The following is a 16,789-nucleotide window of genomic DNA, read 5'->3' as shown; positions in this document are numbered from 1 at the left end:
TTGCCTACGTCGGAGCACAGCTGCAGCCCAAGTGAACCGCGTGCGGCCGGTCAAGATGGTCGGACTGGACGCTCACCACGTGTCCACCAAGAGTTGTTGATGGGGACTAGGCTCCTATGCTCCGAGCAGGCTTTCAAGATGGTTGGACTGGACGCTCACGACACGGACGCGCCCGGCTCCAAGCTTTGTTGTACGAGCTCATGTTTGAACGCTCGGTCGTGATGTCGCCGGCTCGCCTCTTCATGGTGTGCACCATCTCCATTTAGCGCACACCTACAAGCGGGTCTGCGATTCGGGTCAGATGCTTCCCGCAGCCAGCGCGTCAGGCAAGGACCGCCTTCGTCGGACTATTACGTTTGACGGTAGCCGAGGCTGAGTGGCGGACCGAAATGTGGGTCGGGCCGATCTATCGTGGCGGCGTGAGCTTCTCTGCAGATGTGAAATGGGGCGATGTCCTGCGTTGCCGCTTGGTCTACGCGGGGCCAAGGCGCACGAACGCTGAGGTGCATACAGCGCTCGCCGGGCGAGCACTTAGCTGGATTGCGAGCTATGAAGCTCGCCCGAGTCACCCCGCCTGAACATACGGCAACACATCGATTCGCTCGCCGGCCACTGGAAATCGTCATCGGGCCGGACTCGGCGATTCATAGGACCATGGTCGCCTGGCTGGCCGCCGTCGAAGCGGTCCTGCAAGACATCAGCCGAGTCGCAAGGGGTGGGCGACCAGACCCCAAGGTAGCTGCCGAGTTGTTGGCCTGAATGCTCATCATGCTGTTTCGGAATAAGGTGCGTCGCGCTTAGTCTCACCGTAACCTTTTGATTTTCCTACAGATTCCTGACTTCTTGGGCTGATAGCCAAGGTGCGTCGGACCATGCACGAGACGAGATGGCGTTAACGAGCATGTGTCAAGGCAAGCTTCTGGCACCCACGTGCCGGCTGTCTGCGAGCCAGGAATTCGGTCTTACGCATGTTCCTCCACCATTGCTCGAAGCGCTGGCAAACACACTGATTGAAGATCGTAGTGGACTTGTGCTTGGTCGCGTCCCGCGGACCCTAGCGACTTAAAACTTCCCGGATCGCTCATCACTTCGACTACCTGCTTAGCGACAGCTTCGGCATCGAAAAAATCGACCAGCAAACCCGTTCGGCCATGCTCGATGACTTCCCTTACAGGGCCTGTATCGCTACCGACCACCGCGCATCCCGCGCTCAAGGCTTCCACACAACTCCATCCGAGCACGAACGGATAAGTTAGATAGACATGACAAGTCGATACCTGGAGCACCTTGAGATACTCGGCATAGGGCAGTCCGCCCACGAAATGGACGCGGTCCATCGGCAGTTGATCCCCCACCTCTTTAAGCATGACTTCACGCCATGTGCCGCCGGTCGCCGGCCGACGCCCGTAGCTCACATCGTCGCGACCGACGATGACGCAATGCGCATGGGGACGAGCTTTCATGATCATAGGCAGGGAGCGCATGAACGTGTGAAAGCCACGGTACGGCTCAAGGTTCCGATTGACGAACGTCAACACCTCGTCCGCAGGGCTCAGCGTGATGCCGCTCCCCGGGAGGGTCAACGAAGCTTCGGGATCCGGCTTCACCCGCTCCGTATCGATGCCGTCGAAGATGACAGCTGCCTTGTGTCGGTACTCCGACGGCAGTTGGCTATGCTGCCACGCAGTCGGCGCGTACGCCGCATCGCAAGCGTGCAGCGCATGCAACAGCGCAGTGTTCTTCATACGCAATGAGGATCTTGCCGCAGCACTGTCCGTAGAGAACTCCGGGTCGAAGTTGTAGTCGGCGCCCTCGGCATTGTAAAAAAATTCGGCAAAGACTATCAGTCGCGCCGCGGGCCAAACGTCCTTGCAAAAAAGTGGCTCACCCCAACCGGGATGGGCCACGATTACATCCGGGCGAAAGCCTGCTGCATCCAGCTTTTGCATCGCAGCGGCACAGGCGGCGGCCCTTATCAGCTTGACCTCCACATCGCGCATCAGGGGCGCGGAGCTTCGCACCTTCGGGATGGCAGGCTTGTAGCGAAAGTAGCGCACGCCGGGCACCTCGCGTCCCTCGATGCCAAGAGCGACTACCTCGTGACCGTCGCGCGCCAGTGCCCCGGCCAGATGCACAAACTGGCCGGGAAAATTCTGGTGGACAAACAGGAAGCGTCTTCTTGCGCCGGCTCCCTTCATTGCCAATTGGCCGCGATGGTCGGCGCGAGTGCTGTTGAGTAAGCGGCGGGCAAGGTGGTCTGTCCCGCCGCCGGTGGTGAAAACGCTGCCATCGCCTGCACTAGGTTCTGAACCTGCGTGTCACTCAAGGTCTTGTTGTTGCCGGACTTAAAAGTCTCGACGTGATAGTCATTGCCAAGATACCAGCTGTTGATCAAGAACTGGTCGCTCGTGCCGATGATGCTGACCTCCAGGTTGTTGCCGACCTTTCGGAACCACAACTGGTCGTTGGCGACATCGGCTGCAAATCTGGCTGTGTCGTTGTTTGATGCCATGCTGTCGTTCTCGGTGATCTGATCGACACCGTAGCCTCGCCCCAGCAGGTAGACGTCGTTTCCGAGTCCGCCCACCAACGAGTCGTTGCCCGCCCCGCCGTCCAATGTGTTGGCCATCGCATTGCCGGTGAGCGCATTGGCGGTCGTGTTGCCTGTTCCGTTGATCGCACTCGTACCCGTGAGCGTCAGGTTTTCGACATTCGCAGCCAAGGTATGGTTGACCGACGACTGGACCATGTCCGTTCCCTCACTGGCCAGTTCAGTGACCACATCTGCCGCACTATCGATCACATAGATGTCGTTGCCGGCTCCGCCCAACATTGTGTCTGCACCCGCGCCGCCGTCGAGCGTGTTGGCGCCACTGTTGCCGGTGAGCGTGTTGGCCGTGGCATTGCCAGTCGCGTTGATCGCCGCGGTTCCCGTTAGCGTCAATGCCTCGATGTTGGCGCTGATCGCATAGGTCACACTCGACTGCACCAGATCGGTTCCGGCACCGCCGTTTTCCGTCACCACATCGCCGATGTTGTCCACAACGTATGTGTCATTGCCCGCGCCACCGACCATGGTGTCCGCGCCCACACCGCCGTTAAGAGTGTTGTCTGCGCTGTTACCAGTCAACACATTGGCCAGTCCATTGCCAGTGCCAGTCATTGCAGCCGAGCCCGTCAGCAACAGGTTCTCGACGTTGGCGCCCAATGTGTAGCTCAATGCAGTCTGCACGGTATCCGTACCGCCATTAGCGGCTTCAGTGACTACGTCTGTGGCTACATCCACCACGTAAGTGTCGTCGCCGAGCCCACCAGCCATAGTGTCTGTGCCGGCGCCCCCATTGAGCAGGTTATTGCCGGCGTTGCCAACAATGCTGTTGGCCGACGCGTTGCCCGTGCCGTTCACATCGCCAGAGCCCGTCAATGTGAGGTTCTCGACGAAGTTACCGAGTACGTAGGTGACTGAAGACTGGACCGTGTCAGTTCCTTCGGCGTCCAGTTCGGTGACCACATCACCTGCCGCGTCCACGACGTAGGTGTCATTACCAGCACCGCCGATCATCGTATCGTTACCAACATCACCGTTGAGAGTGTTGTTGCCGGCGTTTCCGGTCAGCGTGTTGGCCAAGCCGTTGCCCGTCGCGCCAATCCCCCCGGTCCCCGTCAAAGTCAATTTTTCCACTTCGGCGCTGAGCGTGTAGGTCGCGCTGGACTGAACGGTGTCCGTGCCGCCACTAGCCAGTTCGACAACCACGTCGCCGACATTGTCGACGACGTACACGTCGTTGCCAGCGCCTCCAGACATCGTGTCAGCACCTGCGCCCCCGTCGATCGTGTTAGCTCCGCCGTTCCCGGTGAGGAAGTTTGCCAGCGTATTTCCCGTCGCATTGATCGCAGCGGTGCCCGTCAGTATCAGATTCTCGACGTTGGCGCTCGCGGCGAAAGTAACGCTGGACTGCACCGTGTCCGTTCCCCCGCCGGCCCCCTCGGTGACGATGTCCGCCGAGTTGTCTACAACGTAGGTGTCGTCGCCGAGCCCTCCGGCCATCGTATCCGCGCCTGCGCCGCCATTCAGGACGTTGTCGCCAACACCGCCGACCAAATTATTCGCCAACGTATTCCCGGTACCGACAAGATTAGCCAACCCTGTGAGAGTCAGATTTTCGACGTTAGCGCTTAGTGTGTAGTCGACCGAAGACTGGACCGTGTCGGTACCAGAAGCTGACGCCTCCGTTACCGTATCACCTAGGTCATCGACCACATAGGTATCGTTGCCGGCACCGCCGCTCATCGAGTCTGCGCCGGCGTCGCCCGACAGCACGTTGTTGCCCGCGTTTCCAACCAAGACATTGTCAAGTTCGTTGCCGGTGCCATTGAGATTGCCTGTGCCCGTCAGCGTTAAGTTCTCGATATTCGCGGCTAAGCTGTATGTGATTGCAGCCTGGACAAGATCTATCCCTTCGGACTCGTTCTCGCTGACGACGTCTCCGGAGCTTTCGACCACATAAACATCATTGCCTGCACCACCGGCCATCGTGTCGGCACCTGCTGCTCCATTGAGTGTATTTGCAGCCGAATTGCCGCTTAGCACGTTGGCCAACGCATTTCCGGTTGCATTCACAGACGCACTGCCCGTGAGAATCAGATTCTCAACATTAGATGTCAGCGTGTAGGACACGCTAGAGAGCACGGAGTCGACGCCGGCGCTCGCAGCTTCGGAGACCGTATCTCCAGTTGCATCTACAACATAAGTGTCGTCGCCGACACCTCCAGCCATGTAGTCGTTGCCGATACCGCCGTTCAGGACGTTGTTCCCGCTGTTTCCGTAAAGGAAATTGTTCGCAGATGTCCCGGTCGCGTCGTTGTCTGCTGAGCCGGTCAACGTCAAACTCTCGATATTGGCAGTAAGCGCATAGCTGACCGCTGCCCTGACGGCGTCGTTACCTTCCCCAGCCGCCTCAATAACAACATCGCCTACCTGATCAACAACGTAAGTGTCATCTCCTGCGCCCCCAATCATGGTGTCTGCGCCGGCGCCGCCATCGATCGTGCTGGATCCGAGGCTGCCTGTGATTAGGTTGTCGGCGACGTTTCCTGTACCCTGCGTCACATACCCGACCAGCTCCAAATTCTCCAGATTGTCGCCAAGTACCCACGCAACCGATGTGCGAACTGTATCGATGCCCGAGTTGATCTCTTCGATGATCGTGTCGCTCGCGTTGTCCACGACATAGGTATCGTTTCCAAGACCACCGACGAGGGTGTCGGCTCCTTGGTAGCCGTCTAGAACGTTGTTGCCACTGTTCCCGGTAATCCGATTGGCGCCGCCGCTCCCCCTGCCATCGATGTCCGCCGTTCCGGACAGGGTCAAGTCTTGGTCGATGATGTAGTCGCCCTGGTTCCAAGACACGCTCGAAATCACCAGATCGACTGATCCGTCATAGTCGTCCACGACGTCACCCACGTTGTCGACGATATAAGTGTCGTGGCCAACCCCTCCGGACAGTGTGTCAGCACCCGCTCCTCCATCAAGAACGTTGTCTCCATCGGTTCCGTAGATGTGATTGTCGGAAGCGTTGCCGGTCCCATCGAGATTTCCTTCTCCCTGGAGATAAAGGGTCTCGACATTCGCACTCAAGGCGTAGGAAGCAGTGGCATATACGGTGTCGAGACCTTCGCCCGAGAGTTCGATGATCTGGTCAAGCGAGTCACCCACCATGTAGACGTCGTCGTCTTTCCCGCCGGCGAGCGTGTCGAGGCCCGCGTCGCCGGTCAGATAGTCAACGCCTTCGCCGCCATGGAGCTGGTCGTCGCCATCTCCCCCGTAAAGGTAATCTTGACCGGCACCGCCAAACAGGGTGTCTTCGCCAGCACCTCCGAAAAGTTCGTCAGCCGCCGCCCCCCCGTCGACATAGTCGTTGCCTTCGCCTGCATCAACATAGTCACCATTGACGCCCCTGATGAGATGGTCGTCGCCCGAGCTCGGGAAAAGCGCCTGAATATCGGCCGGAGTCCAAACGATCTCCGGCGCATCGGTGAACCGAAACTTTCCGATTCCAGCAAAGCCCGACCCTGACGAAAAAAAGCTGTCAATGCTCAAAGAGTTCGTGATCGATCGATCTGACGCATTAACGATGTGAAGGATTAGACTGGTGCCAGGATGGCGCTCGCCGTCGACATACTCATAGGTGTCATACGCGACAAGGTTTTCGGGCAGTACTCCGGCGCCAAACTCGATGATGTCACCATCCCCCGCTGCTTGTGCGTAGACATGCTGGCCGTCGCCGTACTTCGCAATCCGATAGGTATCCCGACCCGCACCACCATTGAGGTTGTTGCCTCCCGCGCCCCCATCAAGCGTGTCGTTACCGCCATTCCCAGCCAGGTTATCGTCACCACCCAATCCGAGAATCGTTTCGTCCTCCGCGCTGCCGATCAGATAGTCATCGTTCTCGGTACCAACTACTGTATGGGTCGAAGAATTGGGGAGGTTGTCCTTGGTATATACCGTGCCAGAAGCGAAAACAATCCGCTGCACACTCGACCCTGTGAAGAAGTTGAGGACGCGAATTCCGTCCTGCGAATCATAAAATCCGATACGCAGATCATCGCCTTCTCTGTAGAAGGTTGTCGTGGTTTCGATAACGCTCGGGCCGAAGACCAAATCATCGACATCGGTGGCAAGTGCGCCCTGGTTGTCGATCACGTCAAATCCGTCCCCCGCGTCGTACACGTAGACGTCGTTACCCTGATTTCCAGCGAGCAGATCGTCTCCTGTGCCGCCGCTTAGCGAATCGTTCCCGGCGCCGCCTACGAGTGTGTCGTCGCCGATGCCACCCGCCAAGCTGTCGTCTCCGGCCGCGCCATCAACGAAGTCATTGCCCCCAAGTGTGTCAACTACGTCATTCGCACTGGTAAGTACCAGCGCGTCGTCGCCTTCCGTTCCGCGTGAAAGCGGAAGATTGGCACGCGTGTAAATGACACCGCCTTGAAACAACAGCCGCTCGTTGCCCGCGTTGGAGAAGAATCCAGCAACTGTGACGGTTCCCAGCCCACCTGCCATATGCACGATCAAATCATCGTCTTGCGACGTAAACGTCGTCTCGCTCGCGAGGATGCCAATCCCGAATTCGATGTCGTCAGTTTCGCCCAAAACCGATCCGCGGTTATCTACGAAATCGTCGCCATCGCCAAGTTCATAGCGAACGGTGTCGTTCCCTGCGCCGCCGAGTATTGTGTCATTGCCCGCGCCGCCAACAAGAAAGTTGTTACCCGTGTTTCCACGAAGGACGTTGTTGCCGGCGTTGCCGGCACCATCAACATCGGATGAGCCGAGCAAGGTCAGGCTCTCAACGTTCGCAGCCAGTTGGTAGGAGGCAAGTGCTTGCACGGTATCGAAACCGCCATCCGCGCCTTCGACGACGATGTCGGCCGCACTGTCGACAACGTAAATATCATCACCGGCTCCGCCGGTCATCGTATCGACGCCGAACCCGCCATCCAGCACGTTGTTTCCAGCATTGCCGTTGAGCCGGTTCGCTAAGCTGTTGCCTGTGCCGTCGATGTTTGATAAGCCCGTCAACGTCAGGTGCTCAACGTTGGCGGCGAGCGTGTAAGTCACTAAGGATTGCACGAGATCGATGCCACCGCCACCTAGCTCTACGACCACATCGGCCTGGTCATCCACCACATAAGTGTCGTCGCCACCACCGCCGACCATGGTGTCTGCCCCCATCCTACCGTCTAGCAAATTGGCCCCGGCGTTTCCGGTGAGCATATTGGCTAGATCGTTTCCGGTGCCATTGATGGATGCTGCACCAGTCAGCGTAAGATTTTCCAGAGCTACTCCCAGCCCGTAACTCACACTGCTCTGTACAGAGTCCGTCCCCTGACCCACAGATTCATCGACAACATCTCCGAAGCTGTCCACCACGTAGGTATCATCGCCGCCGCCGCCGGCCATGATGTCGTCGCCGGCGCCACCGTTCAGCAGATTGCTGCCGGCATTTCCAATCAACGCGTTGGCGAGCGCGTTGCCAGTGGCGTCAATATCAGCACTGCCTGTCAACGTCAGATTGTTAAAAAGATTGTTAGCGGCCAGAACGTAGGAGATCGAACTGCGTACCGCGTGCGGCTGGCTCGCGGTGTTCACTTCGATCGAGTCCCCAACGTTATCGACCACGAAGGTCAAGTTCGCGTAGCTTCCTCCGACTAAACGATCCGCGCCAGCTCCGCCGTCAAGCGTCGAGCCAGAGGCACCTGCAGTGACAACGTTGTCGAGCGCGTTCCCGGTCGCAGTTCCAGCACCGGTGAGCGTCAAATTCTCCAAGTTGGCACCAAGAGTGTAAGAGCCGTCCGCAATCACCGTGTCGGTCCCTTGGCCGGCCGCCTCCAGCACCGTATCGCCCGTACCGACGATATAGGTATCGTCGCCGTCACCGCCAGCCAGAACGTTGGCCGCGATATTTTGAAGCCCATCAAGACGGTTACTCCCCGCATTGCCTGTAGCACTGACAGCACTCGATCCGAGAAGCGTCGCATTTTCGACGTTGTCGAAGGTGCTCAAACTTATCGCCTCGAAAGAACGAACGGTGTCCGTACCTCCCCCGGCCAGTTCCACAATGGTGTCTCCCAGGCCCAACAAATAGGTGTCATCGCCGGTGCCACCGCTCAGGAGGTTCGACGCGCTGTTTTGGGATCCGTCCAGCGTGTTATCCATTGCGTTGCCCTGCCCGGAAACTTCATCCGAGCCGATCAGCACCAGTTGCTCAAGTGCCGGGCCTAAGGTGTAGCTGATTGAGCTGTAAACGATGTCGTAGCCACTGGACTCGACGATGACATCCCCAACGCTGTCTACATAGTAGCTGTCGTTCCCATCACCGCCTTCGAGTGTGTCGAAACCAGCCTTGCCATCCAACACATTGTTTCCCGCATTGCCGGAGATAACATTGTTTAGTGCATTGCCTGTTCCCACTAATGCATAGCGCAGCGTATTGGCACCCACCGAATAGTCGTTAAAACTTTCGAGCTTGAGGTTCTCTACGTTGTCGCTCAGCGTGTAGTCGTAAATGCTGTAGACAAGATCGATCCCTTCGCCAGCGAGCTCAACTACCGTCTTATTGTTCAGGCTCGGCGACTCGATGTAGGCCCGGTCAACGGACATCGCAGCACCGTTCGACCTAACCCGCACTTGATTTCGAAGGCCACCGTCGACATAGTAGGTGTCGTCACCTGTGCCACCGTAGAAAGTGGCAGCGCCGGTGCCCCCGTATATGCGGTCCCTCCCAGCGTAGCCATAGAGCACGTTGCTGTTCTGGTTCCCGAACAACAGGTTGTCCTTATTGTTTCCATAGGCTGTCGTGGCAGAACTTCCGCCGAGAAGGCGCAGTTCATCCATCTGGGAACCCAGTGTCCAATTCACCGCACTTTGGACAATCGAGTAGGTTGTGAACACACTGTTCAGAATAAGTACATCGCCTACATTGTCGACTCGAAAAGTCGCTCCTTGCCCACCAATCATCGTGTCAGCGCCGAGCCCGCCGTCCAACGTGTCAAACCTATCCGCACGACCGATGATTACGTTGTCCAAGTCGTTTCCGGTGGCCGTTTGCGAAAAGGAGCTGGAGCCGATCAGCGTAAGGTTCTCGAGGTTGGCGCCGAGGGTGTAATCCTCAGTCTGGTAGACCGTGTCTATTCCTTCGCCCGCGAGTTCTGTAATGAACCTCGCACCGTAGTAGGAGTCGTCCCCGGCGCCACCGATCAGGGTATCGACCCCGCCGCCGCCTGTAAGTACATTGCCTGCTGCATTTCCGATCAGCACATTGTTGAGCGCGTTGCCAGTGACATCGATGCGCAGCCCTCCTGTCAATGTGACGTTCTCAACGTTCGCGCTCGCGGTCCATGTGACCGACGAGGAAACGCTATCGATGCCCTGCCCTACGCCTTCGATGATTGCGTCATCGACGTTGTCAACAACATAGTTGTCGTTGCCGGCGCCACCTGTCATCGTGTTCGCCGTGCCGAACGCAGTTTTTGCTGCAATGTCTGCAGCGTCCCATACGGTACCGTCAAAAAACTCGATTCGCTCAATCTTGCTGTCACCCGACCCGCTGAAATACGAGACGACCCAAGCTTGGTCAAGAGTCGCGTTGTTCAGAATGACAAGGTCGTTCCCGTGCCGCTGCAGTGAAATGTGTGTGGGTTGGACATTGCTGGAAAAGCGCACGGTGTCCATAGCCGGTATGCCTGAATGTCCTGATTCGTAGATGCGATCAAAGCCAGAGCCGTTACCTAAGTGATAGGTGTCTGAGCCCAGATCACCATACAACAGGTCGTCTCCTACGCCCCCTTCAAGCAAGTCATCGCCATCACCGCCGCGCAAGGTATCCGCGCCGTTGCCGCCAAACAAAATGTCGTCGCCACCGAAGCCGCTGAGCGAATCCTCGCCTTCCTGGCCTGCAATGACATCATTGCGGCCTTGGAAGCCGAGCAGCACATCGTTCTTTTGTCCGCCGCTCAGCGCCGCGGCACGAATCATTTCCGAGGTCCAAATAACGCTTGGTTGACCTGCAAAGCGTACGCTGCCGATTCCGCTTGCGCTGACCGCTGTGGCGAACCCATTGGTCACTACTACTGTGTTAATGACGCTACCGCTCACGCTGTCGACTACTTCAAGGACGATGTCATGGTCAACGGCGGTAGTTCCGTTCATCGTTGGCTGATGCCGCACGCGAACATCATCGGGAGACACATCTGTGTCGAACAGGATGATGTCCGCGTCAGAGGACATCTGCTCAGATATGACGGCGTAGCCCCCAGTTCGAGACACCTTGTATGTGTCTGTTCCAGCCCCGCCACTGAGCGTGTCAGAACCAGATCCGGCTATAAGTAGGTCGTCGCCGTCGCCACCCAAGATGATGTCGTTGCCGCTGCCGCCCTCCAACGTGTCGTCGCCGCCGTAGCCGAAGATGGTGTCATCGCCGGCAAGCCCATTGATACTTTCTCCAAAGGCCGACCCTCGTATCCAGTCGTCGCCCGCTGTAGGGGTGTTGCCCAAAGCATAGAAATCAGAGTAGCTGTAGCCCGCTCCTGGATCCGCTTCGAACGTAAACCGAAATAGCTGTTGCGAGGGCAAGGAGAAATCCATAAACCCTGACAACACGAGCGTGGTCGAAGAATTCCGAACCTTGATCTGAAGGTCAGAGCCAACCGCGTGGACGGTCAAATCACTGAGGCGGAGTCCGTCAGCAAATCGAATCGTCTTCGTTTCTCCAGCGATGGTTGTGGCGTTGAGGTACATGGTGCCGCTGGTAGCGGCACTGAATGAAGGCCGCACAACGTAGGTATCATTGCCTCGGCCCAAGTCGATGGTGGGTGCAATAGCGTCGACAATATCATTGCCGCTTCCAGCATTCACCTCTTGCGCTGACCCCGTGATGATGTCGTTTCCGTCACCCCCAAATATGCGATAGGCGCGTGTGTCATGCAACACGTCGTCCCCTGCTTCGCCATAGAGCACGTCATTGTCGCCGTCGCCGCCATTCAGGTGGTCGTCGCCCGCCCCGCCGTACAAAGTGTCAGTGCCCGAACTTCCCAAGATGGAATCGTTCCCGCTGCCACCGTACACAAGATCATCTCCTGCTAGTGCATCGATCGCCTGTCCCGAGGAATCCAGATAGATCGTGTCGTTACCGATCGTCGCCTGCTCCTGTGCCTGCGAGAGAGGCAAATTGGCAAGCGCTATGGATGTCCCGTCTGCAAACTCAACGTGATGCAAAGCATTGGTTGTGAAAGCGCCGAGCACAGTGATCGCGGTATCCGAACTGGTAAGGATTCGAGCAACCAGATTGTCACCAGAACGCACGAAGACCACGTCCGCTAGGGACACGCCGGATTTAAACTTCAGAACATCTTGATCGCCGACCTGCCTGGCGGACTGGACGACAATGTCTTGTCCATCACCAACTCCAAACAGGAAAACGTCGCTGCCGAGTCCACCGTCAACGGTGTCGTTCCCGGCAGCCCCATCGATGATGTCGTCTCCCGACAATGCATCGATTGAGTCGGCAGCAATACGGCCAACGATGCGGTCCGCATAGAAAGTCCCGGAGCCGTCAAAATTGCCGGCGTCTTCAGGCAAATTCACCACAACTCCCTCGGCTTGAAGCTGCTCCCAGGTAACCGAGGACCCATCAGCCAACGCAACTACGTCAAAGGGGCGCTTGCTACCGGAATCCTGATCGCCGGTGAAGTAGATCACGTCACCTTCGCTACCGTACGACAGGCCAAACTTGGGACCGTTGGTCGTGCCCTGCTTAAACAGGCGTAAGCTGGATCTTGCAACGCCTTGCGTGAATCGGAGACTCACCAATTCGCGACCGACCGTATCCTGTTGCAACGAGGCATTCATGCTGTCGCGGCCATCACCGCTGTGCAGGTCAATCGTCACACCACCAACAGTGTTGACCGCGCTCAAGTCGAAAGTGTCGAACCCTGCGCCGCCATATAACGCGACGCCGCTGCCGGCCGCCGTTAATGTGTCATCGCCGGCTGCGCCATACAAGGTCTGACTGGCTTGTGCAGTAAGGTTGACACTCGACGAAGAGTTTTCCTGGAGCCACTGTGCGATCGACCGAGAGTATCCGTTAATCTCGATGTTGCCGATGCCACCGACGTACCCGCCTTTGAGTAAGACGTAGCGGTGATCCTCTGGGGCGCCTATTGCAACAATTAGGTCCCCGCCAGTCCCGCCTACTGCTGTAACCTCGCTGTCGAACGCTACGACGTTGATGCCGAGAAAATCGTCTACAACTTCGACGGTCGCGGCATCCGCGTCAACGTCGGCACTGCTGATCACGTATCGGTCATCGCCCGACCCGCCCTCTAAAGTGTCAGACCCTTTGCCACCGACCAGGGTGTCATTGCCGCCACCGCCGCGCAATTGGTCGTTTCCCTCGCCTCCGTCGAGATAGTCGTTTCCGTGAAAAGAGCTGGCGATGAACTGTGTTTCACTGTCGTCACCGTACAGCGCATCGTTTCCTTTTCCGCCTAGGAGCGAGTCATCTCCGCCACCCCCGACAAGTTGATCATTGCCCTCCCCGCCATCGAGCAAATCGGCGCCATGAAACTCGCCTGCAAGGTGTTGTTGGCTGTCATCTCCGCTGAGGTTGTCGTTGCCCATCCCACCGTACAAGGTGTCATCTTTGCCGCCGCCGACCAGGAAGTCGTCGTCCGCACCGCCATCCAAATAGTCACTTCCGTGAAACGCACCTCCCAACTTAGACTCGTCCTCAGAATCTCCTACAAGCGTGTCGTTGCCGGCTCCGCCGTAAAGAGTGTCGTCCTTGCCTCCGCCGATGGCCTGGTCGTTTCCACCCTCCCCATTCAAATAATCCGCGCCATGATAAATGCCAGGCAATTTGTCAGCATCGGAGTCGTCACCCCAAAGCATGTCGTCATCGGCGCCACCAAAGAGAACGTCATCCTTTCCTCCGCCTAAAATTGTGTCGTTGCCAGTGCCACCGTCTAGGAAATCGCTTCCATGTAAAGTTGCGTCCAGGGATTCATAACGGTCCAGCTTTTTAATTCCGTCGCCGTTCAAATAGTCGTGACCGGCACCGCCTAAAAGGACATCGTCGCCGCCGTGGCCTGTTAATACGTCGTTGTCAGCTCCGCCATCAAGATAGTCCGCGCCAAAACCGCCAACAATACGATCATTGCCGGCCTCTCCGTAGGCGACATCTCCGTCCGTGTCCATCGGGAGAAATCCACCACCGCTTACTGCATAGTCTCCATTGGCTTCAGTGTAGATACCCCAATTGCTGCCCTGAATTACAACCGGCTCGCCGGTCGGAGGGTGCCAGCTGTCGTCGGGGCCGTAACGCAGCGGTATATTGATACCAGTCGCGCCAAAGATATAGTCGTTACCAGCGCCGCCGTACAGGGTGTCCGACCCAGCCCCTCCACCGAGAAGGTCGTCCCCGGCCCCGCCTTCAATGCTGTCGTTACCTGCTCGGCCGTCCAATGCGTCATTCCCGCCAAGGCCTTTGACTACATCATTCCCAGCGCTGCCGAAAATGACATCATTGAAGTCTGGCTCAGACTTCCCGCCGACTAGGTCCCCATCGCTTGCCCAAGAGACTTGACTCCAGTCATAGGTGTTGTAGACGGCACCGTTCTGCGGAATCTCAACCCCGCTTATCAATGCTCGCTGATCTCCAAAGAACGTTCTTGACGCTGTCAGTAGCTCGGTTGGCGAAATCTGCCAAGACTGAGATGAAGCGATAGTGCCATCGCTGTCGACATACGAAACATGCAAAGAAACGGTACCGTCGTCCGCCCCGCCAACATGATGCAACATAAAGCTCGCTTGACTCATTCCGCGGGACAAATCAATTTCGGCGCCGTCGGCAGGGAGTGTCAGGTCTCCTGTTGTTATTTGATAATTTCCAGCAGAAGAGCCTTCCAAGGAAAAAACCAATTTCCCGCTAGATAGAACCGGCAAACTCAAGAACGCGGTGAAGAAGTCGCCGCCGCCGTTGCCTATTTTAATTTGGCCTGCACTTGCGGTATATTCCGGGTCAAAATATGGAGACGCGCTAATTTTTTTCTTTATCGTCACAGCGGGACGCTCTAGCTTAATCCCATTAACCTGGCCAGTAAAGGCCTTTTCCAAATCAAAATCGGCAACGGTAACCGAATTTGTGTTATCTCCTTTTTTATTTATTAAAAGATTTGTGTTTTCCGCATCACCAACGATGCGCAGCACAAATTGCTGAGCATCAACCTTCAAAAGCCACTCCAACTTTCCACCAATGGCTTTGGCATTTCCACTCAGAACGGTGCCTCCGAAATTGAGAATACTATCAACGTCCGCATCGTAAACTACATCTTTTCCGTAAGCGCCGTTGAAAATGTATTGGTCTTTACCTGAGCCGCCGCTCAGCGTGTCGTTCCCCAAGCCTCCATTTAAATTATTGCTAAAATCATTTCCAACAATCTTGTCGGCTTTTGCGCCGCCGATGGCATTTTCAATTACAGACCCGCTGGATATTCCAATGTTGTAGGTAGCGCCGATTGAGCTCAGACTTCCTGGTACGAGCGAAATATAGACTGAGTCGTTTTTATAAAGACTTGCGTCTAACGTATCAATACCTCCGGTGTCCCAAATGCTTTTCCTTTGAGCGCGAAAAATTTCAAAATCTCTTATCCCATTAAAATCGGTCGGCGCCGTTTCTTCCGAAAAAGAATAATTATTCGATCCAAGGGAAAAGGTCGAATTGGACCCATAAATAGCTTGGAGGGCATCAACATCGTGTATGAGGGGCGTTATCGCAGAGATTTCTTTACTGTAATATGAAGACGTATAGGACATTACAGAGGTTGAGCGCCTCTCTGTGCCTGAATTAATGCCCCCGTCAAATGGATGCTTTAGACCGAGAGAATGAAGGATTTCATGAATCAGCGTCTCAACTCCTTTTTTTCCAATTCGAATATCCGAGTCGGCGGCTGCAGGATCGTTCGTAATGTAGATATCGTTGACCGTTGAATTCGGCGGGAACTGTATATTCTGGCCGCCATTAATTGTTTGGCTTACGTTTCCGAAACGGATTGGCGTAGTTGTAGGGTCAGCCCGATCTGCCTCTACAAACTTTAGCGTGGTGATAGACTCAATTTCGTCAAGGATTCTTCTTACCAAAATCCTTTGCTCAGGCGAAAACGGCTTGAATCCAGCTTGAAGGGCAGCTAGTTCTGGATGGCCCGTATAAATGGGCGCGGCCATCAGAAACGAATAGGATACTATTTGACCGGGCGTATATAAAACTGTCGCCGGATCAATAAGAATTCGTGTATCGAAAAATGGCTGCTCCATCATTTTCTCCAGGTATATGGTGGCTTGGCGGCTGCCTCGGCCGAAGCCCTTGCAATAGCTGCGCGTGAAATTGGCAATGGGTCGTCAAGAAGATGAAATGACTGTCGATCTAAAGCATCGCTTTCCGGGCCATCGAACACATTAAGCAAAAACACCTTGCGACCTTCATACAACTTAATTTCTGCCGGGGAGATCACGCCTATGTAAAACGGTTTGCGCAATCTTTTCCTAGCCCTCTTATTCGCGGATAACACTTCGAAATTTCTTACAAGTCCATAAGCCTTATTCGTTGGCTCACTGACCATTTGATATTTCGAGCCAAACCCGTTCGTTGGCGATACGAAGACAAATTTTTCCACTTCTCCAATTATCACGGCATCTTTTGTCAACATTACTTCAGCAAGGGCCGGGTCAACTTCAGCCGCGAACCGCATGCTGTTTTGAGGCGTTTCACCGCGGGTCTGGCCCATTGCAGCAGGCAACGCGATTTGGCTGAAAAGAAAAAATGGGAAAATTAAAAACCAGAATTGCTTCATTTGGTGGTTACTCGATTTGTCAATGGTCTTGATTCAACCCAAAAAGATAGGGAAATTTCTTCCAATACAAAACGCTGGATCATTCGGCTTTCCTAGTGCGCTACGCTTCAACTTTCTCTTTGGGCCCAAAAATTATGATTCGCCGCGTTTTACCGTGTCCATGAATTGATGATTCCTTGCATACGCTATTGGGCGTCGTGCGCCGAGTCATATATGGTGGTCGCAGAGCTTCCTCATCGATTCAAGAGTATTCTTTTCATTTTTTGCTTGAGTCTTTCAGGGTGGGGCAGCTGAGATCAACCGTTTCATTGCCAATCGCTCGAATATCTGTTCTCTCAGGAGCCGTCAGGCTTCTATAGCGATCGGCCTCTTTTCAAGCAGC

Annotated in this window: 3 protein-coding genes; all 3 read right to left on the bottom strand. The window is 55.8% G+C overall.

What is annotated here, in order from left to right; all coding sequences use genetic code 11:
• Positions 1–962: 962 nt before the first annotated feature.
• Genes AB6807_RS35310 through AB6807_RS35300 form a run of 3 tightly spaced genes read right to left on the bottom strand, consistent with a single transcriptional unit; the run spans position 963 to position 16,407 of the window.
• The gene (locus AB6807_RS35310) at positions 963–2,198 is read right to left on the bottom strand and encodes a glycosyltransferase (RefSeq protein ID WP_371088198.1); all 1,236 of its coding nucleotides are present in this window, start codon (positions 2,196–2,198) and stop codon (positions 963–965) included.
• The gene (locus AB6807_RS35305; RefSeq protein WP_371088197.1) at positions 2,195–15,871 is read right to left on the bottom strand and encodes a calcium-binding protein; all 13,677 of its coding nucleotides are present in this window, start codon (positions 15,869–15,871) and stop codon (positions 2,195–2,197) included. The genes AB6807_RS35310 and AB6807_RS35305 overlap by 4 nt, the downstream gene beginning before the upstream one ends.
• Positions 15,871–16,407 carry a hypothetical protein gene (locus AB6807_RS35300; protein ID WP_371088196.1) on the bottom strand — a complete coding sequence of 179 codons (537 nt, stop codon included), beginning with the start codon at positions 16,405–16,407 and terminating at the stop codon, positions 15,871–15,873. The genes AB6807_RS35305 and AB6807_RS35300 overlap by 1 nt, the downstream gene beginning before the upstream one ends.
• Positions 16,408–16,789 lie beyond the last annotated feature (382 nt).

Source organism: Variovorax sp. RCC_210 (assembly GCF_041355175.1).
Taxonomy (GTDB): domain Bacteria; phylum Pseudomonadota; class Gammaproteobacteria; order Burkholderiales; family Burkholderiaceae_C; genus Variovorax.
This window is presented reverse-complemented; position numbering and strand designations above follow the sequence as displayed.